The sequence below is a fragment of the Bradyrhizobium sp. U87765 SZCCT0048 genome, assembly GCF_018131225.1.
Lineage (GTDB): Bacteria > Pseudomonadota > Alphaproteobacteria > Rhizobiales > Xanthobacteraceae > Bradyrhizobium_A.
This window is the reverse complement of the sequence record NZ_JAFCMM010000001.1, coordinates 1,403,613-1,429,018: the sequence shown is the minus strand read 5'-3', so window position 1 is coordinate 1,429,018 and position 25,406 is coordinate 1,403,613. Positions and strand designations below refer to the sequence as shown.

General features: G+C 67.0%; 27 protein-coding genes. 17 read left to right on the top strand and 10 right to left on the bottom strand.

The window, feature by feature from the left end; genetic code table 11:
- Positions 1-95: 95 nt before the first annotated feature.
- Complete coding sequence (locus JQ639_RS06180; RefSeq protein ID WP_211970315.1) at positions 96-509, top strand: Ros/MucR family transcriptional regulator; 414 nt, start codon at positions 96-98, stop codon at positions 507-509.
- Positions 510-541: 32 nt separating this feature from the next.
- On the opposite strand, the gene JQ639_RS06175 is transcribed toward JQ639_RS06180, so the two are convergent.
- Both JQ639_RS06175 and JQ639_RS06170 read right to left on the bottom strand, forming a co-directional pair.
- Positions 542-967 (bottom strand): SufE family protein, encoded by a 426-nt coding sequence (locus tag JQ639_RS06175; protein WP_211970314.1) that lies wholly within the window; start codon positions 965-967, stop codon positions 542-544.
- Between the two features lie 142 nt (positions 968-1,109).
- Positions 1,110-1,511: a DUF5330 domain-containing protein gene (locus JQ639_RS06170; protein WP_211970313.1), complete on the bottom strand. Its 402-nt coding sequence runs from the start codon at positions 1,509-1,511 to the stop codon at positions 1,110-1,112.
- A gap of 470 nt (positions 1,512-1,981) precedes the next feature.
- On the opposite strand from JQ639_RS06170, the gene JQ639_RS06165 reads away from it, so the two are divergent.
- The 3 genes from JQ639_RS06165 to JQ639_RS06155 all read left to right on the top strand — a co-directional run bounded on the left by JQ639_RS06165 (position 1,982) and on the right by JQ639_RS06155 (position 4,921).
- Positions 1,982-3,802, top strand: coding sequence for a PAS domain-containing sensor histidine kinase (locus JQ639_RS06165; protein WP_349644754.1), 1,821 nt, complete (start codon positions 1,982-1,984; stop codon positions 3,800-3,802).
- Positions 3,795-4,484: a peptidoglycan-binding domain-containing protein gene (locus tag JQ639_RS06160; RefSeq protein ID WP_211970312.1), complete on the top strand. Its 690-nt coding sequence runs from the start codon at positions 3,795-3,797 to the stop codon at positions 4,482-4,484. Before JQ639_RS06165 ends, JQ639_RS06160 begins: the two co-directional genes overlap by 8 nt.
- Before the next feature lie 92 nt (positions 4,485-4,576).
- Positions 4,577-4,921 (top strand): DUF1491 family protein, encoded by a 345-nt coding sequence (locus JQ639_RS06155; protein ID WP_211970311.1) that lies wholly within the window; start codon positions 4,577-4,579, stop codon positions 4,919-4,921.
- Between the two features lie 3 nt (positions 4,922-4,924).
- Here the strand turns inward: JQ639_RS06155 and JQ639_RS06150 are convergent, their stop codons facing one another.
- Together JQ639_RS06150 and JQ639_RS06145 are read right to left on the bottom strand one after the other, a co-directional pair.
- The gene (locus JQ639_RS06150; RefSeq protein WP_211970310.1) at positions 4,925-5,845 is read right to left on the bottom strand and encodes a DUF2336 domain-containing protein; all 921 of its coding nucleotides are present in this window, start codon (positions 5,843-5,845) and stop codon (positions 4,925-4,927) included.
- 153 nt (positions 5,846-5,998) lie between these two features.
- Positions 5,999-6,508: a hypothetical protein gene (locus tag JQ639_RS06145; RefSeq protein WP_211970309.1), complete on the bottom strand. Its 510-nt coding sequence runs from the start codon at positions 6,506-6,508 to the stop codon at positions 5,999-6,001.
- 299 nt (positions 6,509-6,807) lie between these two features.
- Here JQ639_RS06145 and JQ639_RS06140 point away from each other — a divergent pair, with 299 nt between their 5' ends.
- From JQ639_RS06140 to JQ639_RS06125, 4 genes are all read left to right on the top strand, one after another.
- The gene (locus JQ639_RS06140; RefSeq protein ID WP_211970308.1) at positions 6,808-7,014 is read left to right on the top strand and encodes a hypothetical protein; all 207 of its coding nucleotides are present in this window, start codon (positions 6,808-6,810) and stop codon (positions 7,012-7,014) included.
- Positions 7,015-7,024: 10 nt separating this feature from the next.
- Positions 7,025-7,801 carry a hypothetical protein gene (locus JQ639_RS06135; RefSeq protein ID WP_249123668.1) on the top strand — a complete coding sequence of 259 codons (777 nt, stop codon included), beginning with the start codon at positions 7,025-7,027 and terminating at the stop codon, positions 7,799-7,801.
- 89 nt (positions 7,802-7,890) lie between these two features.
- Positions 7,891-8,469, top strand: coding sequence for a LemA family protein (locus tag JQ639_RS06130; protein ID WP_249123667.1), 579 nt, complete (start codon positions 7,891-7,893; stop codon positions 8,467-8,469).
- Positions 8,470-8,505: 36 nt separating this feature from the next.
- Positions 8,506-10,398 (top strand): DUF2207 domain-containing protein, encoded by a 1,893-nt coding sequence (locus JQ639_RS06125; protein ID WP_211970307.1) that lies wholly within the window; start codon positions 8,506-8,508, stop codon positions 10,396-10,398.
- A 2-nt stretch (positions 10,399-10,400) separates the two neighbouring features.
- Here the strand turns inward: JQ639_RS06125 and JQ639_RS06120 are convergent, their stop codons facing one another.
- Positions 10,401-11,243 carry a LysR family transcriptional regulator gene (locus JQ639_RS06120; RefSeq protein ID WP_211970306.1) on the bottom strand — a complete coding sequence of 281 codons (843 nt, stop codon included), beginning with the start codon at positions 11,241-11,243 and terminating at the stop codon, positions 10,401-10,403.
- A 94-nt stretch (positions 11,244-11,337) separates the two neighbouring features.
- Here JQ639_RS06120 and JQ639_RS06115 point away from each other — a divergent pair, with 94 nt between their 5' ends.
- Positions 11,338-12,168 (top strand): MBL fold metallo-hydrolase, encoded by an 831-nt coding sequence (locus tag JQ639_RS06115; RefSeq protein WP_211970433.1) that lies wholly within the window; start codon positions 11,338-11,340, stop codon positions 12,166-12,168.
- Positions 12,169-12,182: 14 nt separating this feature from the next.
- Here JQ639_RS06115 and JQ639_RS06110 read toward each other — a convergent pair whose 3' ends face one another.
- The 3 genes from JQ639_RS06110 to JQ639_RS06100 are packed head-to-tail and all read right to left on the bottom strand — an operon-like array spanning position 12,183 to position 15,632.
- Positions 12,183-12,746, bottom strand: a complete 564-nt coding sequence (locus JQ639_RS06110) for a DUF1254 domain-containing protein (protein WP_211970305.1) — start codon at positions 12,744-12,746, stop codon at positions 12,183-12,185.
- Entirely contained in the window at positions 12,743-13,321 is a 579-nt protein-coding gene (locus tag JQ639_RS06105) for a DUF1214 domain-containing protein (protein ID WP_211970304.1), read from the bottom strand. Before JQ639_RS06105 ends, JQ639_RS06110 begins: the two co-directional genes overlap by 4 nt.
- A 22-nt stretch (positions 13,322-13,343) precedes the next feature.
- Positions 13,344-15,632 carry a transglycosylase domain-containing protein gene (locus JQ639_RS06100; protein ID WP_211970303.1) on the bottom strand — a complete coding sequence of 763 codons (2,289 nt, stop codon included), beginning with the start codon at positions 15,630-15,632 and terminating at the stop codon, positions 13,344-13,346.
- 281 nt (positions 15,633-15,913) lie between these two features.
- On the opposite strand from JQ639_RS06100, the gene JQ639_RS06095 reads away from it, so the two are divergent.
- The 3 genes from JQ639_RS06095 to JQ639_RS06085 all read left to right on the top strand — a co-directional run bounded on the left by JQ639_RS06095 (position 15,914) and on the right by JQ639_RS06085 (position 18,466).
- Positions 15,914-16,444 carry a YcgN family cysteine cluster protein gene (locus JQ639_RS06095; RefSeq protein WP_211970302.1) on the top strand — a complete coding sequence of 177 codons (531 nt, stop codon included), beginning with the start codon at positions 15,914-15,916 and terminating at the stop codon, positions 16,442-16,444.
- Between the two features lie 139 nt (positions 16,445-16,583).
- On the top strand, positions 16,584-18,137 hold the full coding sequence (locus tag JQ639_RS06090; protein ID WP_211970301.1) for an MFS transporter: 1,554 nt from the start codon (positions 16,584-16,586) through the stop codon (positions 18,135-18,137).
- A 119-nt stretch (positions 18,138-18,256) separates the two neighbouring features.
- Positions 18,257-18,466 (top strand): hypothetical protein, encoded by a 210-nt coding sequence (locus JQ639_RS06085; RefSeq protein WP_211970300.1) that lies wholly within the window; start codon positions 18,257-18,259, stop codon positions 18,464-18,466.
- 13 nt (positions 18,467-18,479) lie between these two features.
- Here the strand turns inward: JQ639_RS06085 and JQ639_RS06080 are convergent, their stop codons facing one another.
- Positions 18,480-19,244, bottom strand: coding sequence for a S1 family peptidase (locus tag JQ639_RS06080; protein WP_211970299.1), 765 nt, complete (start codon positions 19,242-19,244; stop codon positions 18,480-18,482).
- A 278-nt stretch (positions 19,245-19,522) separates the two neighbouring features.
- Between JQ639_RS06080 and JQ639_RS06075 the strand changes: the two genes are divergently transcribed.
- From JQ639_RS06075 to JQ639_RS06065, 3 genes are all read left to right on the top strand, one after another.
- A complete protein-coding gene (locus JQ639_RS06075; RefSeq protein WP_211970298.1) occupies positions 19,523-20,194 on the top strand; it encodes a response regulator transcription factor in 672 nt (223 codons plus the stop codon).
- Complete coding sequence (locus tag JQ639_RS06070) at positions 20,184-21,560, top strand: ATP-binding protein (RefSeq protein WP_211970297.1); 1,377 nt, start codon at positions 20,184-20,186, stop codon at positions 21,558-21,560. The genes JQ639_RS06075 and JQ639_RS06070 overlap by 11 nt, the downstream gene beginning before the upstream one ends.
- A 91-nt stretch (positions 21,561-21,651) precedes the next feature.
- Positions 21,652-22,125, top strand: coding sequence for an RT0821/Lpp0805 family surface protein (locus JQ639_RS06065; RefSeq protein ID WP_211970296.1), 474 nt, complete (start codon positions 21,652-21,654; stop codon positions 22,123-22,125).
- Positions 22,126-22,203: 78 nt separating this feature from the next.
- On the opposite strand, the gene JQ639_RS06060 is transcribed toward JQ639_RS06065, so the two are convergent.
- Positions 22,204-23,094 carry an alpha/beta fold hydrolase gene (locus JQ639_RS06060; protein ID WP_211970295.1) on the bottom strand — a complete coding sequence of 297 codons (891 nt, stop codon included), beginning with the start codon at positions 23,092-23,094 and terminating at the stop codon, positions 22,204-22,206.
- A gap of 94 nt (positions 23,095-23,188) precedes the next feature.
- Between JQ639_RS06060 and JQ639_RS06055 the strand changes: the two genes are divergently transcribed.
- Positions 23,189-23,794, top strand: coding sequence for a CGNR zinc finger domain-containing protein (locus tag JQ639_RS06055; protein ID WP_211970294.1), 606 nt, complete (start codon positions 23,189-23,191; stop codon positions 23,792-23,794).
- 152 nt (positions 23,795-23,946) lie between these two features.
- Positions 23,947-25,350: a hypothetical protein gene (locus tag JQ639_RS06050; RefSeq protein ID WP_211970293.1), complete on the top strand. Its 1,404-nt coding sequence runs from the start codon at positions 23,947-23,949 to the stop codon at positions 25,348-25,350.
- Positions 25,351-25,406 lie beyond the last annotated feature (56 nt).

Here is a 25,406-nt window from a genome sequence, read left to right as displayed (position 1 = left end):
CAGTCGATCGCCCATAATCCCATGTATTCGGCAACGCGTATGCGCTCTCAAATCTTGAGATGCGGCGCGTTCGCGTTTTCTGTGAGATGCCCGCCATGAGCGATGCTCCGGCCAAGACCTTCATCGATCTGACGGCCGGTATCGTGTCGGCCTATGTCAGCAACAACACGACGCCAGCCTCGGAACTGCCGGCCCTGATCAATCAGGTCCATGCCGCGCTGGTGCGCGTCGCCGGCGGCCATGTCGAGGCGGCGCCGGAGCCTGCCAAGCCGGCGGTTCCCGTCAAGAAATCGATGACGTCGGATTATCTGGTCTGTCTCGAGGACGGCAAGAAGTTCAAGTCGCTCAAGCGGCATCTGCGCACGCAGTACAACATGTCGCCGGAGCAGTATCGCGAGAAGTGGGGCCTGCCACCGGACTATCCGATGGTCGCACCGAACTACGCGGTCGCCCGTTCCCAGCTCGCCAAGAAGATGGGGCTTGGCCAGCAGCGGCGGCGACGGCGGTAATCGCCGCAGTCGAACGCGCGGGCTGGCTGCCATCAGGCTGCCGCCAGGACCTCGCGGGCATCGCGGCGGATGCGTTCGACCATGGCACGGAAGCCATTCGAGCGCTGCGGCGTCAGATGTTCGCCAAGACCCAGTTCCTCGAACAGCGCAACGGCGTCCGTATCCAGAATGGTTCGCGCCGGCTTGTCCGAATAGAGCGCGAGGAGGATCGCGATGAGACCGCGCACGATGTGCGCGTCGCTGTCGCCGACATAGTGCAGCACGGTGCGGTCGGCCGAATCCTTGTTCGTGGTGCGGGCCAGCCAGACCTGGCTCGCGCACCCCTGCACCTTGTTCGCGGCGGAATGGTCCTGCTCGCTCATCGGCGCCAGCGCCCGCCCCAGTTCGATCACATAGCGGTAGCGGTCGTCCCAGTCGTCCAGCAGGGCGAAATTGTCCTTGATCTCGTCGATCGTCATCGTGTCCCGGATCCGTTTGTCCGAGACTTATATGAGTTCGCGGGCGCTCGAAAGCGATATCCGCCCGGACAAAAGGCGGCGGCCGGCCCGCTGGGCGGCCCGGCCTGACGGGCGACGGTCAATATAGGGAGGCGGGTTCCGCCTAGCCCGACGGCGTCGAGCCGGGTTCGGGGGCGCGCCATTCGATCCGCAGGTCTTCATTGGTCAGCGTGTCGCTGCCGATGCGTGCGGTCTCCACCCGGCCGACCGATCCGGTGTGATCGCCGCGCTTTTCGGTGATGATGTTGTAGAGCTTCTTGGCGCCGTTCTGCGCACGCTGCCCGATCACCGCCGCAGCCTGGCCGCCGACCGCGCAGGCGCTCGGCTGGCGCGTGCAGAACTGGCTCATGTCCGACACTGCCGCCGTTGCGGCGGAAATCGCATCCGCGGCGCCGACCTGCGCCTGCGGCGCCTTGGCGTCAGCAGCCGTCTCTTGAGATTTATCCGTTGGCAGCAGCACGAGCACCAGCCCGAGCCAGAATGCCATGCGAAGCAGGAAAAACATTTCGCCACCCGTCCTGTACTGTCGTCACCCCGTTGCGATTGGTCTCGCAATCTGCCGCCATCAGTAACAGGCATGGATAAATCCACGGTTTGAGCGCTGCGCGCAATTTGCAGAAAATTTGAACGATTTGGTTTGCCGTAAATTTTTGCTTGAGGCCGCACATCGGCTTTGTCGCGAATACGATTCGATTTTCGGAGGGGCGCGATGGCCGAAAGATGTGGCGTGTAGCCGCGGGCGGCGGCCGTGCACGATTTCGAAACCATACCCGGACATGCGCCGGAAACTTTACGTTCACCATGCGCGGCGAATAGCGGTGGTTTCCGCCGCAAACGCTGTGTTGCCGCGGGACAGTATCGCTGCCGCGAGGCTGCTTTAGCGTTCGCTTAAGCTGCCTCTGACACGATCGCGCAACGATAACGGGGGCGGTCCGGCGCGTCTTGGGGACGACCACGCCGAAGCGCGAGAACAACGTGACGGTTCTGAACAAAATTCGCGATCATCTCGACGCGCTGCTGCATCCGTCGGCACGTTATGATGCGATGACCAGTGCGCGACATCGCGCATTCATCGCTCCACGTCTGCTTGGCAGTCTCGCGGCGCTGGCATCGCTGCCGGTCTATCTCGCGGTGCGCGGCGCACCGGCCGAGATCGAGGTCGCCGTCTATGCCTGGCTGATCGCGCCGATCCTCGTCGCCTATTTCCTGTCGCGCACCGGCCGCTACGAAAGCGCCCATGTGCTGTCGTCCGTTGCGCTCGCCACCATGATAATGGCGGTGTCGATCGCGACCGGCGGCATCTCGTCGTTCGCGGCCGTGTGGTTCGTCGTGGTGCCGCTCGAGGCGGCGTTGTCGGCGTCGCGCCGTGTCGTCGGCTTCTCAGTCGGTCTTGCGCTCGCCTGCGTCGCCGGGCTGGTGCTGATCGAGGTGTCCGGAGTGCTGCCGCTGTCGCGCATGCCGTCGCACGCCGGCATGGCGCTCGAGGCAGCCGGCATCGCGTCGGCGACGCTGTTCGCCGCGGTGCTCGCTTTTGGCGCCGAGTCGCTTGCGCGCACGAGCAGCAAGCTGCTGATGGTCGAGGAGGAACGCTTCCGCCTGCTCGCGCTCAACATGAGCGACGTGATTTCCCGGCACCGGCGCAATGGCGCCGTGCAGTTCATCTCGCCGGCCGCGGAGACGATGCTAGGCGGCTCGCTGGCGAGCCTCTATGGTCATGGCCTGTTCGATCGCGTCCATGTCGCGGACCGTCCGGCCTATCTCAAGGCGCTGTCGGATGCGGCGCGGGGCGGCGAGGCGCGCAGCGTCGAATTCCGCCTGCGCCGCGAAGCGCCGCGCGCAGATGCGGCGGCCGGCGCCAACTGGATCTGGGTCGAGATGCGCTGCCGTCCGATGGAGCGCTCTCAGCTTTCGTCCGACGAGGGTGAGGGCGAGGTCGTCGCGGTGCTGCGCGATGTCACCGAGCGCAAGGTGCAGGAAGAGGCTCTTCAGGCCGCGCGGGTCGAGGCGGAACGGGCGGACGCCGCCAAGAGCCGCTTCCTCGCCACCATGAGCCACGAGCTGCGCACGCCGCTCAACGCCATCATCGGCTTTTCCGAGATGATTGTCCGCGAGGACGAGTTGATGATCACCGCCGAGCGCCGCAAGGAATACGCCGGCCTGATCAACGAATCCGGTCAGCATCTGCTGTCGGTCGTCAATGGCATCCTCGACATCTCGAAGATGGAAGCTGGCAATTTCGAGATCGCGCTGCATCCGTTCATGCCGCGCGAGGCGATTGTCGGCTGCTGCAATCTCATGGCGCTCAAGGCGCGGGAGAACGGCCTCGACCTGCGCACGCGCGTGCCGGACGATCTTCCCGAGGTCGTTGGCGACGTTCGTGCGTTCAAGCAGATCATGCTCAACCTCGTGTCCAACGCCATCAAGTTCACCGAGCGCAGCGGTTCGGTGACGGTGTCGTCCTGGGTCGAGGGCGCACGCCTCGTGCTGTCGGTTGCCGATACCGGTGTCGGCATCGGTGGCGAGGATCTCAAGCGCATCGGTGCGCCGTTCTTCCAGGCGGGCACGACCTATCAGCGACGGCACGAAGGCACCGGCCTCGGACTTTCGATCGTCAAGAGCCTCGCCGAACTGCACGGCGGCAACATGACGGTCGCGAGCCGGCTCGGCGAGGGGACCACGGTTACCATCATGCTGCCGCTCGTGGCGACGGCCAACAAACCGAAATCCAACGTGACCCCGCTCGCGCCCGCACAGCGTTCCGACCGCCAAGACATCCAGGTGAAGAAAAGTGCCTAAAGCCCTCGTAATCGACGACGACGATATCCAGCCGCGCCGCCGCGGCAGGGCCAAGCGGGCCGTGGTGGAGGACGTCGAGGTCGAGCGCAACCTGCTGATGCGGGTGCTGCTGTACAGTCCGAAGGATACGGTGGCCGGCGGCATCGCCCTGGTCGCGATCGGTGCGATCGTGGTCAATGCCATGTTCATGCAGCCTGGGCGCCATCCGGCGCCGATGTTTCATACCGCTTTCCCGCTTCCGGACAGTGCGCCGGCGGCCGCGTCCGCTCCGGTTGCGCAGTCTGCCGCGGCGTCGACAACCCAGTCCCAGGCCGTTCCGGCCGCAAGCCCGCTGCCGCGTCCGCGGCCGGTCGAAGCCGAGGTGCGGCCTGCCGATCCCGTGGCGCAGAAGCTGGCGGCTCATGGGCCGGCGAGCACCGTCGCCCGGCCTCCGGCCCCGATTCCGGCCACGCGCAGCGACCCGGTCGGCGATCTCATCGTGTCCACACGGCGCGTCGCCGCCGTGCAGCGCGCGCTAACCGATTTCGGCTATGGCCAGCTCAAGCCCACCGGGGTGATCGGCACCGACACCCAGACCGCGATTCAGAAGTTCGAGCGCGAGCGCAAGCTGCCGGTGACCGGGCAGATCTCCGATCGCCTGGTGCGTGAACTCGGCGCGATGACCGGCCGCGCCATCGACTGAGCGGATTTGCCTGGCTCAGTCGCCTGCCGTCGTGGCGGCGGTCGTCACAGAAACGGCTTTGTCCGGTCGCGCCGCTCCGTTATCGTCCTGCCATGCGTTTGAAATCGAATATCTGGGTGGCCGCCTATCTGCGCCGCTGCCAGGTCAACGGCGTGTTCGGTGCGGTGCGCCGGCGCGGCGCCGAGGAAGCGGGGGCGGTGTTCGTCAAGGTGGCGCTGCTCGACGGCTCCGCCCTGCTGTTCACGCCTGCGCCGCAGACCGCCTACGACAACAGCCGGCCGGTCGAGCGCGTGTTTACGCCGCTGTCGTCAGCGCCTGTGCCGGAGGCGGAGGTGGAAGAGCGGCTGACCAAGGAAATCCGGTTCGACCCCGACGTCTGGATTGTCGAGATCGAGGACCGCGAGGGGCGGCACTTCCTGGAACTGGCGCCGAAGTAGGCCTCAGCCGCGGTTTGGCTGCCGTGCGGGAAGCGGGGTGAACGCCGGCTGCACGGTCGGGCGAGGCTGGCTGGCCGCCGGGCGGGCGCGCTGCCGTTCGTCGTCGTACAGCACAGGGCGATGCCGCGCGCGGCCGGCGAGTGTGGTGCCCCGCCAGGCGGCCAGCATCACCAGGCCCATGCGCTCGCTGAGCGAATCGTACAGCCGCGCCAGCGTATAGACGCGCGACACCGATGCGCCGAGTTCTGGGTCGAGGAACAGCAGCACGCGCTGGAACGTCTCGCCGGGCATGTCGATCGCCTTCATGGCGCAGGCCAGCGGCTCGCCGCCCTGGTCCTCGACGATGCGTTGCGCGATCCGCACCGGCAGGATCAGCACTTCAGCGAGTTCAGCGGTGAAGCCGAGCAGGTCCGCGTCCAGCGCCATCTGCTCCAGCGCGGCGATTGCCCGCGCCGTCCGGCGCGCGTCGATCCGGGGGGCGGCCTTGAGCGGCGTTCTCTCGAGGTTGCGCAGGATCTCGAGGCGCTCGTGCGCGTCGGCCCTGAAGAACATGTCGTTGAGTTCAGACGCCTCGTGCGGCTGCATCGTCAGCGGCGGCGCGTCGGTCGCTTCGCCTTGTGGCTGTGGCGCGGCGGGACGGACAGGAGCCGGGGCGCGGCTCGTCAGCTTGGCGAGAATCTCTGGCGGCGTTCCCGCATAGATCGACAGCCGGGCGCGCACGGCCGCGCGGGTGGCGTCGTCGACTTCGTCGATCAGACGAGAGGTCAGCGCAACGAATTGCTGCTCCTCGTCGAGGGTGTGCGACGGGGTCTGGACATACAAATCGGTCAGCACGCGCAGCAGCGTCGGACGAATGTCGACGCCTTCGCGACGCGAAAGGGTGATCAGGCCATCAAGGCCAGGAACAGGAGGAAATGTTGTCATCGCTCATGTGCGGCCGCCTCCCGAATCCCAGATTCGCCCGAGAAGGCCTCCCGGCCGCGACATTAGCGAGGTGATTTTAACAGCCCCTTAACCCTAAGGGTTCCTGAGCAAATTCGTTCAAATGCAGGGGATCCGGCGTCGCTGCCGGCGGCCTCAGTCGACGATGCCGAACCCCGCCAGAGCGGCGCTCAGTCCGCCACCCGGCGTCGTCGCGGTGAATTGGCCCCAGCAGCGGAAGCCCGCGAACGGCCAGGCGCCGAAATAGAAGATGCTGACGCCGCCGCCGTTCGGGCCAGGCTTGGGCGGCGGCATGTCGAAGATCTTCGCCAGGATCTCACCGGATTCGCCGAACGTCGCGCCGGCGGACAGGATGTAACCACGGCACGGAAAGCACATCGCGTCGAAATAGCGGTTGCTGCACACCGGGCCGACGCCGCCGCTGGGATCAGTGAAGTGCGACTTGGAGAGGCCGATGGGGAGGCCTTTGCTGAGCGAACCGGCCAGCGCCTTGTAGCCGATACGCATCTCTTCGCCGGTGGCGCCGTTGCTCAGCACAACCGTGCCCTTCGAGTAGGTGCCGATCAGTCCGATCGACATGTCTTCGGACGTCTCGTAGCTCCAGTCCGTGGTGTACTGGAATTGAGACAAGCCGAGAATCGCCATGACGCTCTCCCCTCGATCATATGTCGCCGTTCGCCCGATCGAACGCGTCAGGCAACTGGTGAGACAACCGGGGGCGGCCCGAGGTTCAAGCGTCTGATCGCTCCGTGCGCGGCAGCGCTTGTGGCGTGTGCGCGCGGCAGTCCCGGATCAGATCGGGCAGGCTGCGCCCGCCGCGCCACACACCGCTGCATCCTGTTGACATCGTTGGTATTGTTAACAGCTCGTTAACCATAAGGCGGTCTTAATGATTGCACGCTGCAGGGGCTCTCGGGTGAGGACGGCGGCGGGGAGACGGCACTATGGGCACCATCATCGATTTCCCGACCGACGCGGTGACGCGCCGACTGGGGTCATGGCTGGATGAGGCGCCGCGCCCGGGCATGGGGACGGTCGTCATCCTTCCCGTCGTTCGGATCGAGCGTCACACCGACGAGACCACTGGCGGCAGTGGGCCCGCCGAGGGCGCGACCGCCGGCCGCCGCCGCCGCAGGCGCGCGCGGTCCTGATCTGTCATTCATGCGAGCCCGTCGAACCCTGAGCTTCGCGGGGCTTCAGTCCCGCTCCCTGTTTCCGACAGGCGCCGCGCTCGTGCTCGCGGCGTCTCTTGGCGGCTGCGCCAGTGGTGATTTCGGACGGACCCGGGACTCCGCGCTTAACGACGACATGCATCGCTGGGTCGGGGCCGAGGCGACCAGCAGCATCGGGCGACGGCCGTCGGACTTCCAGCTCACCGATTACGAGCGCACGCTGCGCGACCAGGCCTACGCCTTTATCGAGCCGCCGCACTCGCGGCCGTACTGGAAGGGCGTATTCGGCGACTACGATCCGATTCCGGCGCCGTGGCACCGCAAGGCGCGGTTCGATCCCACGATCTACGGCCGCCAGCTCATCGACGAGCCGCATCGCTCGCACGCCTCGCGCTACGCCCAGCTCATCGAGGACGTTCGCAACGACCTGACCCGGCTCGATCCATTCTTCACCACCTCGGCGCGCGTCGCCGATTTCGACCAGAAGCGCGGCGCCAGTCTGCGCTATATCGGCAATCTCGAACCGCGCGAGCGTGCCGATGCGCTGGCGCGAATGAAGGAGAACGCGCTGATCGTGCAGTGGGTGGGCATCTGCCTGCAGCAGCGCATCGCGTCCTATCGCTGGGCGCTGGAGCGCCTGGTGATCCATGCGCCCGACGGTCTCGCGGCGGAGGCCGATCGCCTGATCACCGAACTCGCGGCCCGCGCGGGAGCCGGCATCGGTGCAACGCCGGTCGTCGGGCAGGTCCTGACCGTCAAGGGATAAGCCGGCTGAACCTCCCGAGTGGCTGGTGCAACTAACGCTCGCACTTTCGTCCCGCCGGCTCCATTGTCGCAGGATCCGGATCCCCGATCATGAACGAGAGCCTGTCGATGCGAACCGAGTGGATCGTGCTGATCGTGCTGGTGGCGGTCGCCATCGCCGCCGTCGTCATTTTCAACCGCCTGATCCGTCAACGTAACCTCGTGCGCGAGGCCTGGAGCGGCATCGACGTCCAGCTGCGCCGGCGCAGTGACCTCATCCCCGGTCTCGTCGAGGTGGTGAAGGCCTATGCCGCGCACGAACGCGGCCTGTTCGACGATATCGCCGCGAGGCGGGCCTCCGCCGTGGCGGCCGACGGCACGGCGCAGAAGGCTGTCGCCGAGCAGGCGCTGCAGGGCTCGCTTGGCCGGCTGTTCGCCGTCGCCGAGGGTTATCCGCAGCTCAAGGCCGATCAGAATTTTCTCGCGCTGCAGCAGCAGATCGCCGACATCGAGGATCAGCTGCAGATGTCGCGCCGCTACTTCAATGGCACGGTGCGCGATTTCAACATCGCGGTGCAGTCGTTTCCCGACCTCGTGATGGCGCGGCTGCTCGGCTGGCATGAAGAGCACTTCTTCGAGATCGACCCGTCGTCAGCGGCGACGCCGCAGATCAACCTGTCGGGGGCCTGAGCAATGGCCATGTTCGGGAGGACGGCGGCCATTGTGATGGCGCTCGTGCTCATGGCGGCCGTCGTGCCGGCCGATGCGAACGAGCGCATCACCCGCTTTGTCAGTGACGTCACCGTTCAACCCGGCGGCCAGCTCGACGTCACCGAGACGATCACGGTGGCGGCCGAGGGGCAGTCGATCAAGCGCGGAATCCTGCGTGATTTTCCGACCAGCTACGCCAATCGCGACGGCACGCGGGTCGAGGTCGGCTTCGATGTGCGCAGTGTGACGCGGGACGGCATGACCGAAGCCTACGCCACCGAGCGGCTCGGCAATGGCGTGCGCGTCCGGATCGGTCGCGCCGACACGCTGCTCGCGAACGGCAGCCACACCTATGTCATCACCTATCGCACCACCCGGCAGGTCGGCTTCTTTGCGGAGTACGACGAGCTGTACTGGAACGCGACCGGAAACGGCTGGACCTTTCCCATCGATGTGGCGGAAGCGCACATTCACCTCCCCGAGGCGGTGCCGTTCCGGCAGTCGGCTTTCTACACCGGGCCGCAGGGTGCGCAGGGCAAGGATGCGCTCGTGGCCGAGCAGCGGCCGGGACTGATCGTCTTCCGCACCACGCAACAACTGCCGCCGCGCAACGGGCTCACGGTCGCGGCCGGCTGGCAGAAGGGCGTCGTGACGCCGCCCAGCACGGCGACCCAGGCGTCCGACTGGTTGCTCGACAACCTGCCGCTCGGCGTGGCTGCGTTCGGCCTCGTTCTGGTCGCCGGATATTATCTGATCGGATGGCGCCGCGCTGGCCACGATCCGCGGCGCGGCACCATCGTGCCGTTGTTCGGACCGCCCAAGGATATGTCGCCGGCAGCCGTGCGCTACATCGCTCGGATGGGCCTGGACGACCGGACGTTCACCGCTGCCATCGTCGGGCTCGGCGTGCAGGGCCATATCAGGCTTACGGAGCGCAAGAGCGGTCTGCGGATCGAACCGCGCGCCGACGGCAAGCCGCTTGTTGCGGACGAACAGGCGCTGGCGACCGCGCTGTTCGTAAGCCGTTCGTCGCCGATCGAGCTCGATCCCTCGAACAGCGACATCCTGCAGCGCGCGCGCAGGGCGCTGGGCGAGGCGCTACGCACGCAGTATGTCGGACGCATGTTCCACAACAACCGGTCGTGGTCGATCATCGGCCTGCTGGCGTCGCTTGCGGCGATCGTTGCGGCGGTGGCGTCGGTATTCGCGGGATGGGGCGTCGACCAGGGCGTCGCCACGGTGATCGGCATGCTGTCGCTGGTGCCGGCGATCATCGTGGTGACGTTGCTGTTCGTCGCCGGACCGCCGCGCAGCGTCGGCCCGATCGCGCTGCTGGTGTTCGGCTGCGTGTTCGCGTTCCTTGTCGCCAGCGGCGGCTATCATCTCGTGACGGCCAATGTGCACGGCTGGACCGAGGCGCTGCCGGCGGCGCTGCCGCTCGTGCTTCTGCCGCTGTCGCTGTCGGCGTTCGGCTGGATGAAGGCGCACACCGTGGAGGGGCGGGCCGTCACCGATCAGATCGAGGGCTTTCGCCAGTATCTCGGTGTCGCCGAGGAAGATCGGCTGAACGTGCTCAATCCGCCGGACAAGACCCCTGAACTGTTCGAGCGCTTCCTGCCCTACGCGATCGCGCTCGATGTCGAGAATGCGTGGGCGACGCGCTTTGCGGGCGTGCTCGCGGCGGCGTCGGTGGCTGCGGCCACTCAGGGCTGGTACCAGGGCGGCAGCGACCACGCCCACGACCCGGTGAGCCTCGCCAATTCGCTCGGCCATGGCCTGTCGCAGACCATTGCCTCGGCATCGACGCCGCCGGGCTCGAGCGGCAGCGATTCCTCGAGCAGCGGTGGCTCTGACGGTGGTGGATCGTCGGGCGGCGGTGGGGGCGGAGGCGGCGGCGACGGCTGGTGAGGTCAAGCCGCCTGGCTCCGCCGCGGCGGCTTGCGAGCCGGGCTGACGAGGCTGATCAGCGTCTGCAGCGCCGTGGACGGCGCCCGCGTCGCGCCATAGGCGAGGCCGACCTGGCGCGAGACGTCGACGTCGGCGATGTCGCGGACTGCGATATCGGGCCGCGCGCGGGCGACGCCTTCCGGCACGATGGCGATACCGATGCCGGCAGCGACCAGCGCCATGGCCCAGTCCTCGGATTCGGCGATCGCGACGGCCGGCGCGCGGCGACGACGGCCGAAGAAAGCGCTCTGTTCGCAGTGGCAGCGATCGACCAGCGGCACGTCGGCGAGATCGCCGGCGCGCAGCCGCTCCTTCAGCGTCAGCGGATGGGCCGGGGGCAGCGCGGCGACATAGCGGTCCGTCCACAGCGCGATGAACTGTTCGCGCGGCTTGACCATGCTGCGGGCGACGATGCGGGCGTCGGCCTTGTCGGTGGCGCCGACAAGGCGGAGCTGCAGCCGTCCATCCGCCGTCACCGGCTTGAGCAACGCGATGGTGCGGGGAATGTCGAGCGTGCGCATCAGGCCGAGCGTCAGCGTCGGCCGTTCCACCGGCGCGCGGAATAGCTGGCGTGCGGCATCGGCCTCGTCAAGGATGCGGCGAGCGATCGCGTCGAGCTTTTCGGCCGCCGCCGTCGGCGATACGCCCTTCTTGTGCCGGATGAACAGGCTGGCGCCGAGTTCGGCCTCGAGGCTCGCGATCGCAGCTGAGATCGACGGCTGCGACACAAAGCAGCGCCGCGCCGCTGCGGTCAGGCTGCGCGCCTCGAATACGGCCGAGAAGTAGCGCAGCTCGCGGATATCCATAATCAGTTCCTATGGATGATATCAGATAACAATAATTTACCTATGGGTATGCCGATGGCAAGCCATGCCGGTGACGTTTATGAACGAGGTCGGCATGCGCATCCATCATCTCAACACCGGGACCATGTGCCCGATCGGCCGCCGGCTGGTGAACGGCACCGGCAGCATCTTCCAGCGCGCCCGCATGGTGTGCCACTGCCTGTTGATCGAGACCGACGACGGTCTTGCCCTCGTCGACACCGGCATCGGGCTCGGCGACATCGCCGACGCCGCACGGCTCGGGCCACGATGGGTGCGCCAAACCCGGCCGCGGCTCGATCCGGCGGAAACGGCGCTGCATCAGGTCAGGGCACTGGGCTACGCGCCGGACGACGTGCGGCATGTGCTGCTCACCCATCTCGACCGGGACCACGCCGGCGGTCTGCCGGATTTCCCGAAAGCGAGGGTTCATGTCCATCGCCGTGAGTACGACATGGCGGTGGCGCAGCGCGTCGCCGCGCCTGCAGGACGCTATATCGCCGCGCAGTGGCGTCACGGGCCGGACTGGATGTTCTACGGCGACGGCGGCGAGGACTGGTTCGGCTTCAAGGGCGTGCGTGCGCTCGGCGATCGCGAGCCGGATCTTCTGATGATCCCGCTGCCCGGGCATACGCCGGGCCATTGCGGCATCGCGGTGCGCGGCAAGGACAGGTGGCTGCTGCATGCGGGCGACAGCTACTTCTTCCATGGCCAGATTCAGGATCCGCCGGTGCGGGCGCCGCTGATGCTCGGCTTCTTCCAGCGCAAGGCCGACATCGACCGGGCGGCGCGGCTCGCCAACCAGGAGCGGTTGCGCCAGCTCAACGCCTCGCATCGCGCCGAGGTGACGATCATCAACAGCCACGATCCGGAGGACTACGAGCGCTGCCGCTGCGGCCGGCACTGAGGCCGCCCGGTGTCTCAGCGGGTGGCGACGGGCGTCGTCTGCAGCTTGCAGCTCGCGGCGGCGAGCGAGGCCTGGGCCTGCGCCATCAGGCCCGGCTCGGGCGCCAACGCCTTCAGCACGATCAGCCCTGTGGTGCTCGGAGAATCGATGATCAGCCGATCGGCGGCGGTGACTTCCTCGTCCTCAGGCACCTCGGCATGCTGCGCTTCGGTCATAAGGTCGAGTTCAATGACCTTGCGGCCGGCGGAGCGGTCGTTGATGGCGTAGTAGGCGACATCGCTGCGGGTGTAGAATGACACTGAAGTGTAGGCCTGGCTGACCGGCACGGCGAGCTTGATCGATCCCTTCGACAGGTCATAGCGGCACACCGCGACGGCAAAGGCCGGATCCATGTAGGGCATCAGGGTATTGCCGGGCTCGGCGGCCGGCAACGCGGTCACGCCGTTGACCGTGGTGATCGGCGCGAGACGCGAATAGGCGTCGAGGCTGGCGATGCGCGGCAGCGCCAGCACGCTGACGAGATGGACGAGGCCGCCCAGCAGCAGACCGACGACCAGCGTGAACAGCAACCGGATCATGGGCACCCCACGGTGGCGATCGTGGGCATCGGTGCATCGCGCTGGGTGCGGGTCGCGACGCCGACAGGCGTATCGTACAGCCGCAGCATCAACTGGTAGCGATCGATGCCGCCGGTCGGCAGCCAGTTGCCGGCGCGGGCACGCGAGGTGATGCGCACCTCGAAGGCGCCGTCGGAGCCGCGCACGATTTCCTGACTGGTGAAGCCATAGCGGTTCATGCTGTTGGCGACGAGCTGTCCCTTGGCGTCGTACAGCGTCAGTGTCCAGAATCGCGCCGCCGGGGTCACACCGCTGACGACGACGTCGCAGCGGCCGTCGAGCAGCCGCTTGCTGTCGTCGGCCCGGGCGACGAAGGCAATGCCGTCGCCGGTGCCGATCGGCAGCTCGCCGCTGCGCGCGATGCTGGCGCGGGCGTAGGGATCGATGTCGCTGGAGCCGGTTCGCGGCCGCGCGGTCCAGGCGCCGATGGTCAGCGTGCCGAGATTGACGCCGCGAGTCGCGGTCATCCAGGTCGCGCCGAGGCCGACGGCGGTGGCCACGATCAGGGCCAGCAGGGAGGACAGGATCAGCCGCACGTCACACCGTCATCATCGGCGGTCAGTTCCGACGCATCGCGGGCGGAGCGCCGGCACCGTCGAGCTGCGAGGCGGGCGCCGCCGAGGCGAAGCTGTCCGGGAACGGCAGCGCGCTCGAGGTCGACGGCCTGGCCGGCGCGGCCGGCTTCGCCTGGTCGTTCTGCGAGGTTCGCGCCGCGGTCTTGGCCGCGTCGTCCATCATCTTTTCGACCCGCACCAGAATGTCGGCGCCGCGACGGGTGAGGACCGGCGGTGGTCCCGGCATGACCTCGGGCGCCTTGGCAGAAGCGCTGATCGCGTCAGCCGGCAGCTTCTTGCCCGCGCCGACGCCGGCGAGGTCGCGGATCTCGATGCCCTGGTGAGCGACCACCATGATGTCGTGCCAGGTCTGCGCCGGCAGCGAGCCGCCGGTCATGCGGTTGGTCGGCGAGTAGTCGTCGTTGCCGTACCACACTGCGCAGGTGAAGTTGCCGGTGTAGCCGACGAACCAGGCGTCGCGGAAATTGTTGGTGGTGCCGGTCTTGCCGGCGGCGGGGATGCCGTCGAGCTGGGCGCGCCGCGCGGTGCCTTCCTCGACGACGTGGCTCATCATGCCGGCCATGTCGGCGGCGACGGACGCCGGAATCGCCTGGTTCGGCTTCTTGCCGTCGCGGTCCCAGCGCCACACCAGATCGCCGGCGCCAGTGCGCACCTCGAGCACGGCATGGGGCGCCACGGCCTTGCCCTTGTTGGGGAACGTCGCGTACGCCACCGCGTGCTCGACCACGCTGACTTCGTCGGAGCCGATCGGCAGCGACGGCGTATCAGGCAGCGGCGCCTTGATGCCGAACTTGCGGGCGGTCTCGATGATCTTGGCGCGGCCGGCCTTGGGGCCGTCCTTGCCGCCGAGTGCGATCGACAGTTTCACCGGCACGACGTTGATCGAGCGGGTGATTGCCTGGGTCAGCGTCACTGCGCCGGAGTAGGATCGGCCGTAGTTTTGCGGGCACCAGTTGCCGATGCACACCGGGCCGTCGACCACGATCGAGGTCGGCTTGAAGCCGTTCAGCAGCGCCGTGGTGTAGACATAGGGCTTGAACGAGGAGCCGGGCTGGCGCATCGCATCGACGGCGCGGTTGAACTGGCTGGCGCCGTAGTCGCGGCCGCCGACCATGGCGCGCACGCCGCCGTCGAGGTCGCCGACCACGGTCGCGGCCTGGGTCGCATGATAGTCGCGGCCGAACTGGCGCAACTGGTTCTCGATGGCGTTCTCCGCCGCGCGCTGCACGTTCATGTCGATCGCGGTGCGAACCACGAACACGCGCTCGGTGTAGGACTTCGGGAACGTCGCGACGAGCTTGCGCATCTCGTCGAACGCCCAGTCGAGGTAGTAGTTCGGCGAGTTCTCGTCGCGGCGGTCGACCGCGGTGGCGGGATTGCGCCGGGCGCCGAACACCTGACCCTCGCTCATGAAACCGGCCTCGACGAGGTTGTCGAGCACGACGTTGGCGCGGGCGCGGGCGGCCGGCAGGTTGATGTGCGGCGCGTACTTGGTCGGCGCCTTGAACAGGCCGGCGAGCATCGCTGCTTCCGCGAGGTTCACGTCGCGGGCCGACTTGTTGAAATAGAAGTGTGCGGCGCCGTCGACGCCGAAGGTGCCGCCGCCCATGTAGGCGCGGTCGAGATAGAGCTTGAGGATCTCGTTCTTGGTCAGGCGCGTCTCGAGCCAGATCGCGAGGAACGCCTCGTTGACCTTGCGTTCGATGGTGCGCTCGTTCGACAGGAACAGGTTCTTGGCGAGCTGCTGGGTGATCGACGAACCGCCCTGGCGCACGCCGCCGGCCTGGGCGTTGGTGACGAGTGCACGGGCGGTGCCGGCGATATCGATGCCGAAATGGTCGTAGAAGCGACGGTCCTCGGTCGCGAGCGTCGCCTTGATCAGGTGGTCGGGAAACTCTTCCAGCGGAATCGAGTCGTTGTGCTTGATGCCGCGGCTGCCGATGACGTTGCCATAGCGGTCGAGGAAGGTGACCGCGAGATCGGACTTCTTCAGCCAGTCCTCGTCGGCGGTCTCGCGGAACGCCGGCACGGCGAGGGCCAGCATCAGGATCAGGCCGCCGAGGCCGATGGTGGCCATCTCCGACAGCGGTTCGACGATGACCCAGCGCTTCCAGCGGCCGACATAGAAGCGGTCCATGAAGGTGGAGAACCGCTCGAACAGCTCGCGGATGCCGGCGCCGGACGAGAACAGGGTGGAATCGATGCGCGCGTCGAGGTCCAGCAGGAAATGCCGGATCCAGGTCTTCCAGTTCTTCCGTTGACGATCGCGCACCGGAACCTTCGATCAGCTTCGCGCCGCTCACGGGGCCGACGGCGCGCCAGTGAGACGATGCGGATGCGATGAGGCAACCCTAAGGCGGCACCACCCGCCGCCGGGAAGCCGTCACCTTCTAGCCGAGGGCCGGTCATAAACCAATGGTCGACCTGACAATTTTGCAAACAGGGTTCACGCCGTCCCCGGTTTTCGGCATCACATGGCGGTTGCCGCTTCCCCTTCGCGGCGTGGCTGCCTAGAACAGGCGGACGGCCCAGCAGCAGGGATCTTCAGCGACCATGGCGGACGACGCCGGCCCGATTTCGGGCCAGGAAAATTTCTTCTGGAAAACCAAGACGTTGGAAGAAATGTCCGACGCCGAATGGGAATCGCTGTGCGACGGCTGCGCGCGCTGCTGCCTCGAGAAGCTGGAAGACGAGGACACCGGCAAGATCTACTTCACCCATGTCGGCTGCACCCTGCTGGATGCGGCGACCTGTGCCTGCAAGGATTACGCGAATCGGTCGGCCAAGGTCCCGGACTGCGTCCGCCTGAGCCCGGAAAACGTCCGCACCCTGAACTGGCTGCCGCCAAGCTGCGCCTATCGCCTCGTGGCCGAGGGGCGCGATCTGTACTGGTGGCATCCGCTGGTCTCCGGTGATCCGAACACCGTGCACGAGGCTGGCGTCTCGGTGCAGGGGCGCGTGCCCGTCAGCGAGGACGAGGTCGACGACGCCGATCTCGAGGGCCACATCGTTCGCTGGCCGGCCCTGCTGCCGCGGGACGCCCGTGGCTCGAAACGGCCTCGCAGGCTGTCGCGACCGAAATAACCGGGGTCACCATCGGGTGTCCCGCGATGCGGCTGGCGGATAGGGCCATGCTGCAACGCGTCTTATTGTCCGTGCGCGGCTTTGCTAGAAGATTGCGCTATTCCCCTTGCGATTTGCGGCGCAAACGCCGCGGAGTTCCATGAACAGTCTCGCCCGGAACCACGCCGCCTCCGCGGATGATGAAGGCATTGCGCTCGCAGCAGCCGAGGCGCCAGCCGCGCCCGCCGGCGTCGCCCCCTCGCTGCATGCGCTCTCCCATTCCGAGGTTCGCACCATCGTCATCAGCCTGATGGTGGCGATGTTTCTCACTGCGCTGGACCAGACCATCGTTGCCACGGCGCTGCCGACCATCGGACGCCAGTTTCTCGACGTCACCAACCTGTCCTGGGTGATCACGGCGTATCTTTTGTCGTCGACCTCCGTTGCGCCGGTGTTCGGCTCGCTCAGCGACATCTACGGACGTCGCGCCATGATGACGACGGCGCTCGGCCTGTTCCTGCTCGGCTCGGTGCTCTGCGCCGTCGCGCCGAACCTGCTCGTTCTGATCCTCGCCCGCTTCCTGCAGGGCCTTGGCGGCGGCGGCATCCTGCCGCTGGTGCAGACCGTGCTCGCCGACATCATCACCCCGCGCCAGCGCGCGCAGTATCAGGCGTTCTTCAGCATGGTGTGGGTGTCCGCCGGCATCGGTGGTCCAGTGCTCGGCGGCGTCATCGCCGAGCACCTGCACTGGTCGGTGATCTTCTGGATCAACGTGCCGCTCGTGCTGCTCGCGGCCGGCATCCTGCTGCCGAAGATGAAGAAACTGCCCATCCATCACCGACCGCGCAAGCTCGATCTCGTCGGCGGTGTGCTGCTCATGGCCGCCGCGATCACCTTCCTTCTGGTGCTGACCTGGGGCGGCAACAAGTACGCATGGCTGTCACCGACACTGGTGGCGCTGATGGGGGCGGTGCTCAGCTTGGCCGGCGTGTTCGTCTGGCATGCGCGTCGTGCCGACGAGCCGTTCCTGCCGCTGCCGCTGCTGACCGGACCGATCGTGCCCTATGCGATCACCGCCGCGGCGTGTGCCATCGGCGTCCTGGTCGGGCTCACCGTGCACATGCCGATGTACTACGAGTCGGTCTATCACCTGACCGCGAGCGAGGCGGGCCTTGCGTTGATTCCGATCGTCGCCCTGTCGGTGCCTGGCGCCACGGTCGCCGGCCGGGTGATGATGCACATGAAGCACTACAAGTGGATCTCGCTGCTGGGCCTCTCGGTCGGCGCGGTGATGGCCGTCGTGCTCGCCATCGTCACGCCGCTGCCGCTGTGGGGCCTGCTGACGCTGCTGGCGCTGCTGGCGCTTGGCCTCGGCACCACTTTCCCGGTGGCGGTGGTGTCGGTGCAGGCCGCGGTCGCCCGTCATCTGGTGGGAACGGTGACCGGCGCGATGAACTTCTTCCGGTCGCTGATGGCTGCGGTGACCGTGGCGCTGTTCACGGCAATCCTGCTGGCTGCCCTCGGCGCGTCCTCCTCGGGGATGCTGGAGCATCCCGACCTCGGCGCGACTTCGAGCGCCGACATGATCGCCGCGTTCCGCTACGTCTTCATTGCCGCGGCAGTGATGCTCGGCACCGGTGCGCTGGCCATCGCCCTGATGGTCGAGCGCCCGCTCGGCGATGCGCCGAAGCCGTCTGTGGACATGGCCGAATAAGCCTGCGCCGGGTGTTCGCCCCCGGTGCGGCGGCGCCTTGCCCCTTCGAAGGGGCTTGGCGCGGCCGTCATTCTTGTCTAATCCCCCGCCATCATCCACCAGACAAGCGGGAGCGACACGTGCAGGACAATCCGAAGGACAGGCTGGCCCTGCCGTTGAAGGGCTATCAGCTGGTGGACAACACCATGGACCCGACCGTGGTCGGCATCGCCTTCGAGACCGAGCAGGGGCCCTATATGTTCGTGGCCAACCGCGAGATCCTGGAGACGCTGGCGAAGGCGTTCCGCGCCAAGGCGGCGAGCATGCCGTCGCAGAAGCCGGCGACCTGATGCGCGGCTAGCCTCAGGGCGCCGGCGGCAGGCTCACGCGCCAGCCGCCTGCGGTCTGGGCGATCCAGTCGCGGTAGAGCGTCAGCGGGGTCACGCCGGTCAGGCCGCCACAGCCTGCGGTGTTGCCCGCGCCTGTGGACCAGCTGACCACGCCGACGATCGTGGCCCGGCCGGCCTGCGCCTCGAACACCGGAGCGCCCGAATCTCCGGTACAGGCGCCGAGGCCAGGGCGGGCGTTGTTGGTCGCGGGATCGACAAGGCGGATCTGCAATGTCCCGGGCTGGCCGGTGGCGACCAGGCTGGCGCTGCGCACCACGCCGCCGCTGCGGCCGTCGCCCTGGACCGTGACCCCGATACCCGACACCGTGAAGCTGTTGCCGGCCGCGAGCGCGCGGGGCGCTCCCAGCGGCGCCATGGACCGCCCGGTCATCGGCGCGGCCAGCTGCAGCAGCGCGACATCGGCGCTGGCGCGGTGGGCCATGATGCCCTGAACATTGAAGTCCGGATGCGCCGCGACACGGCGGACGTCGCGCAGCCGCGGCTGCCGGCCGGCGTCGTAGTCGACGATCTTGTAGGTCGCTCCCGGCAAGGTGCAGTGCGCCGCCGACAGCACGAGGTCGGGCGCGATCAGCGCGCCGGTGCAGAAATTACCGCGGGAACCGACGATCGTGACCACCGCGGTCGCGGCCGCATCGGCAGGCGCGCCGCCGACCATTGCGGCGGCTGGCGAGACGGCGGCGGAGGCGGTGGCGAACAGCAGCGGCAGGTGGCGAAGCATCGCGCGACAGAGCATCGTTGCCGGTGGCATGTCAACGTCGTTGCCCTGCGTCGTTGGCGCTGCCCGAGCGCCCGTGACATAGTCGGGCGAGGGGATTCGACCGCGGCGTCGGGCCGGGTCAGGCCGTGGCGATCAGCGACGGGGCGGCGCTGCAACGAAGACGGCCGCGTGACAAAATTGTAAGGTTGCGTGCAATTCGCTGTTCATCGGGCATTCACCCCGAAAGGGGTCTTGTTGAACAACGGCAATCTCGCCGGTTGAACGTTGCGGAGACGATCTTGCGCCTTCTAGTCGTTGAGGATGATCCTGATCTCAATCGCCAGCTCACCACCGCGCTGACTGATGCAGGCTATGTGGTCGACCGCGCCTTCGATGGCGAGGAAGGGCACTTCCTCGGCGATACCGAGCCTTACGACGCCGTCGTGCTCGACATCGGTCTGCCCAAGATGGACGGCATCTCGGTGCTGGAGGCCTGGCGCCGCAACGGCCGCAGCATGCCGGTGCTGATCCTGACCGCCCGCGACCGCTGGAGCGACAAGGTGCAGGGCTTCGATGCCGGCGCCGATGATTACGTCCCCAAACCCTTCCATCTCGAAGAGGTGCTGGCACGCATCCGCGCGCTGCTGCGGCGCTCGACCGGCCATGCGCAGAGCGAACTGACCTGTGGTCCTGTCCGTCTCGACACCCGCACCGGCCGCGTCAGCGTCGATGGCAATCCCATCAAGATGACATCGCACGAATATCGCCTGCTGGCTTACCTGATGCATCATGCCGGCCGTGTGGTGTCGCGCACCGAGCTCGTCGAGCATCTCTACGACCAGGACTTCGACCGCGATTCCAATACCATCGAGGTGTTCGTCGGTCGCATCCGCAAAAAGCTCGACGTCGATATCATCCAGACCGTCCGCGGGCTGGGCTACATGCTGACGCCTCCGGTCGATGCGCGGTAATTCACTCGCCACCCGCCTGTTCCTGTCGGCGACCGCGTGGGTGGTGGTGATCCTGGTGATCACCGGGTTCGTACTGTCGTCGGTCTATCGGCAGGCGGTCGAGCGTTCGTTCGACCGCCGCCTCAATCTCTATCTGCGCACCCTGATCGCGGAAGCGGCGACGCCCGAGGACAGCGCCGGCGAACGTCAGTTCCAGTCGCTCGGCGAGCCGCTGTTCGAGATTCCGCTGTCGGGCTGGTACTGGCAGATCGCGCGCATCGACGCCGACAAGCCGGACGTGCGCTCGTCGCGCTCGCTGTGGGACAAGCAACTGCCGAAGCTCGACGACGCCACCGGCGCGATGACGGCGGCCGGCGTGCGCATCGGTTACGTCAACGGCCCGGAAGATCAGCGTCTGCGCATCGTCGAGCGTCAGGTCGATTTCGGCAGCGACGGTAAATTCCTGGTCACGGTCGCCGGTGACGCCACCGAGATCTTCGATGAGATCCGTACCTTCGACTACTATCTCGGTGGCACGTTCCTGGCGCTGACGCTGGTGCTGGTGTTCACCACCATCTTTCAGGTGCGCTTCGGTCTTGCACCGCTCAAGCGCATTTCCGAATCGCTGGCGGCGATCCGCTCCGGCCGCGCCGAGCGGCTCGAGGGCCGCTTTCCCGTCGAGATCGCGCCGCTGGCGCGCGAGACCAATGCGCTGATCGACGCCAACCGCGAGATCGTCGAGCGCGCTCGCACCCATGTCGGCAATCTCGCCCATGCCATCAAGACGCCGCTGTCGGTGATCGTCAACGAGGCCAATGCCCACGGCGCCGATCCGTTTGCGGCCAAGGTGCTGGAGCAGGCCGAGGTGATGCGCAGCCAGGTCGCCCATCACCTGGAGCGGGCGCGCATCGCCGCCCGTGTCACGGTGGTCGGCACGGTCACGGAAGTCGCGCCGGTGATCGAGGGCCTGCGTCGCACCATGGAGAAGATCCACCGTGGCCGCGACCTCGCCATCGATGTCGAGAACGACGTGCAGCCGAAGTTTCGCGGCGAGCGGCAGGATCTCGAGGAGATGGTCGGCAACCTCGTCGACAATGCCTGCAAGTGGGCGCGCTCGCGGGTGCAGGTCGAGATCCTGATGGAAACCGCGACGCCGGAGCGGCCGCCAATGTTCCGTATCGTGGTCGACGACGATGGCCCCGGACTCTCCCCGGCCGAGCGGGCGCAGGTGGCGCGGCGGGGCCAGCGCCTCGACGAATCGAAGCCGGGGTCGGGGCTCGGCCTGTCGATCGTCATTGACCTCGCGGCGCTCTATCATGGCCGCCTGTCGCTCGACACCGCCCCGATCGGCGGGCTGCGGGCGGAACTGGTGCTGCCGGCTGCGTGATTTTGCCGTCGCTTTTCGTCTGACTTCCGCCGGATTCGTTCTGTTCCTGCGGTTTCCAGGCCGTCAGGGGCCATTGATTCAAGGGGGACATATGTCGAAGTCAACGATCGTTCTGGCCTCGCTCGCGGCGCTCGCGCTTGCCGGCTGCGCCTCGAACAGCGGGCCGAAGGAGAATGCCGGTACGGTCGGCGGAGCGCTCGCCGGCGCGCTGATCGGATCGACCATTGGCGGCGGCACGGGCGAACGGGTTGGTGCTGCGCTTGCCGGCGCCGCGATCGGTGGTCTGATCGGCAACCGCATTGGCGCCTCGCTCGACGATCAGGACAAGCGCTTCGCCTACGAGGCCGAAATGAACGCGCTCGAGCGTGGTCGTTCGGGAGCCGCGGTTGCCTGGCGCAACCCCGATAGCGGCCGCTATGGCAATATCGTGCCGGGCCCGGCATACGATCAGCGTGGCACCAAGTGCCGGCCTTACACCCACACCATTTACATCAACGGCAATCCGGAGATTGCGCGGGGCACCGCCTGCCGCAATCCCGACGGGACCTGGACGCAGCTGTCCTGACGCGGCGCGTTGCTCCGCAGTTTGCGGTCCACCGGCGGCCGGCACCGTGACCATGGTGCCGGCCGTTGTCGTCTGAAGTCAGCGTGCGGTCGCGGAGGCGAGCAGGTCGTCGACCGCGGCGGCGATCTCCTCGACATGGGTTTCCAGCGCGAAGTGTCCGGTATCGAGCAACTGGACGCGCGCGTTGGGGTTGTCGCGCCGGTAGGCTTCCGCGCCGGCCGGGATGAAGAACGGGTCATGCCGTCCCCAGATTGCCAGCAGCGGCGGCCTGGCCGTGCGGAAATAGGCCTGGAACGCGGGGTAAAGCTTCACGTTCGACGCATAGTCCAGCATCAGGTCGAGCTGGATGTCGACATTGCCGGGCCCCTCGAGCAGGGCGGCGTCGAGGATGGCTGCCTCCGGGGCGACCGCCCTGGGATCGGCGACACCGGTCAGATACTGGAATCGCGTCCCTTCGAGGGTGAGAAAGTCGCGTAGCGCATCGCGGTTTGCCGGGGTCGGATCGCTCCAGTAGGCGCGCAGCGGCGTCCAGGCTTCGCTCAGGCCTTCCTCGTAGGCGTTGCCGTTCTGAGAGACGATCGCCGTGATCTGTGCCGGCCGCGCCAGCGCCAGCCGCAGGCCCACCGGCGCGCCGTAGTCGAACACGTAGATGGCGAACCGATCGAGGCCGACGGCATCGACGAATGCCCCAACCGTGCGGGCAAGCGCATCGAATGAATAGGCATAGCCGCGCGCGGCCGGGACGGTGGTGAAGCCGAAGCCCGGCAGGTCCGGCGCGATCACGCGGTAGTGGACCGCGAGGCGCGGAATGAGATCCCTGAACATGTGCGAGGAGGTCGGGAAGCCGTGCAGCAGCAGAATGGCTGGCGCATCGCGCGGTCCGGCTTCGCGATAGAAGATTTCCACACCGTCCGCGGTGATCGAACGGAACGTGGTGCGGGGGATGACGGGCAGGCGGGATGTGGACATGACGACTCCGTCGAAACCGTTAAATTGGCGGTTTATTGGTTACATTGGGAGTGTAACTTGTCAATTGACATTTTAATGGTTACGAGTGGCTGCGATGACCGATCAGACGCCTCCCGATTTCGAGCAGCTCCGCCAGCAGGCACTTCGCCAGCCTGTCTCGGCGGACCATCCTGTGCTCGAGCTGCTCAATACCGTTCCCCACGTCAACGGCCGCGCGCTCGATCTGTGGGTATCCGACCGGGATGTCGCCGACTGGCTGCTGCGCCATGGCTGGCACGATGCGGCGATGGTCGCGGCGGCCGGCGACCGTGGGCTTTTGGCGGCCGCGCGGGCCTTGCGGGAGACAGTCCGCCGCCTGGTGACACAGCGGAAGCAGGGCGAGGCTCTCGATCTGGCGGAACTCAACGCGCTACTGGCGCATGGCGAGAGCCATCTCGAGCTGATCTCGGACGACAGTGGTACCCGGGTGCTGCGGCGACGCCGGGTACGTGCGCCGCTCGATCTGCTGGTGCCGGTCGCGGAGGCTGCCGCCGAGCTGCTGGCCGAGGGCGACTTCGATCTCATCCGCAAATGCGAGGATCCGACCTGCACGCTGTGGTTCTATGACCGCACCAAATCCCACCGGCGACGCTGGTGCAGCATGGCGGCCTGCGGCAATCGCAACAAGGTCGCCGCCTTTCGCCAGCGGCGCCAGCGGTAGCCAGGCGCAACTGTTGGAAACCGGTGCTCAAACCGTTGTTCCTAAACACGTTCTTAAGAACGGCGCTGGTATGACTTGGCAAAGGGTGAAAACCGCCTGAAAAGCGGTTGGTCACCCGTTGGAATGACGATTTTCGACCGGACCATCGGCTTATGGGCCTCTCGACACAGTCCACTGACCGCCTCAAGGAGTATCTGGCTCAGCTGCCTCTGAAATCGCAGGCGCTGCTGATGCGGGAGTTCGAGCGTGCGCTGGAGCGCGGGGAGAACACTGCGGTGGCCTCCCTCGTGCTCGAGCAATTGCGCATGATCGTACGCCGGTCCGACGACAACGAGCGGACCCGGACCGACGAGCCTTCGCGGCTGGTGTTCCGGCCGCTGGAACCCTTCCTGGTCGAGGGCAGTTCGCCGCTGCGGCCGGCCCAGGTTCGTCGGGCATCGCTCGGCCCGGTATGGGCCTGGCTGATGCGCGAGGGGGCGACCGCCGAAGTGCAGGCGCTGGAAGCGGCGCTGGATGCCGGTGGTGGGCCCGCGGTTGATCAGGCTGTTCGCAAGCTGCAGCTCGCGGCAGTCGCCGCGATGGAGCAGATCGTGTCGCCGGCGGGCCGGGGCGGGGATCAGCGCGCCGTGAGCCGGATCGGCGGCCCGAGCGTCGTGGAAGACCTCGTGTCGATCGTCGCCGTGCTCAAGAACCGCGAGCCGCTCGAGACGTTCGCGGCGCGGACGTCGAGCAGCATTCGCAATCTCGCCGATTCCCAGCTCGCGGCCGTTCAGACGGCGATCAATGTGCCGTCGCTGCAGACGCCGCAGACCCTGCCGTTCACGCTGTCGCTGCTGATGCAGCGTATGGCTTCACCGTGGCAGGTGATCCGCCTCGCGGTGGCGGTCGCCGGTTCCGACGACGAGATTCGCGTCGCGGCGACCACCTACGGGGTCGCTGTGACCATGGTGATCCACGACCTGTCCGAAATGGTCGCCGACCTGCGCCAGGACATGAAACAGGGTCGGATGGACAGTCTGTCGCATCATCTCAAGACCATTCATGACGGGTTGCGAGGCCTGCGCACCGAGCTCGATATCCGCACCGAGTCCGCCTGGGGAAAGCGGCTGTCGGCGATCCGCATCGACATTTCCAACACCCTGAAGTCGGAGATCGAAGGGGTGCCGGGACGGGTGAGGCGGCTGCTGCGCCAGCGTCCGGGCAAGGACATCCATGCTGGCTCCAAGCTCGATCCGACGGAGATCGACGAGACTGCGGCGCTGATCGATTTCGTTGCCATCTGCCGCACCTACGCCAGCGAGCTCGCGATCAACGAGGTGACGCTGCGGACGTTCTCCGACTTGCAGCACTATACCGAGGTCGCCACCGAGGCGCTGGTGGAGTCGCTGCGCGCCAGCGACAGCAAGACGCGCCCGTTCCGCAAGATGCAGATGGACACCGCGATCCGCTTCTGCGACCTGCTGTTCGGCCACGACTACGCTTCGCTGATGCGCAAGGCCGCGGACGTGGCGCTGGCCGGCGAGCGTAAGGGTTCCCGGGCCGCCGGCGAGCGCTGATTCCGCCCGTCGCGGCTGCGCTGGCGGCGCGGCTTTTTCTACCGGAAATGTCAATT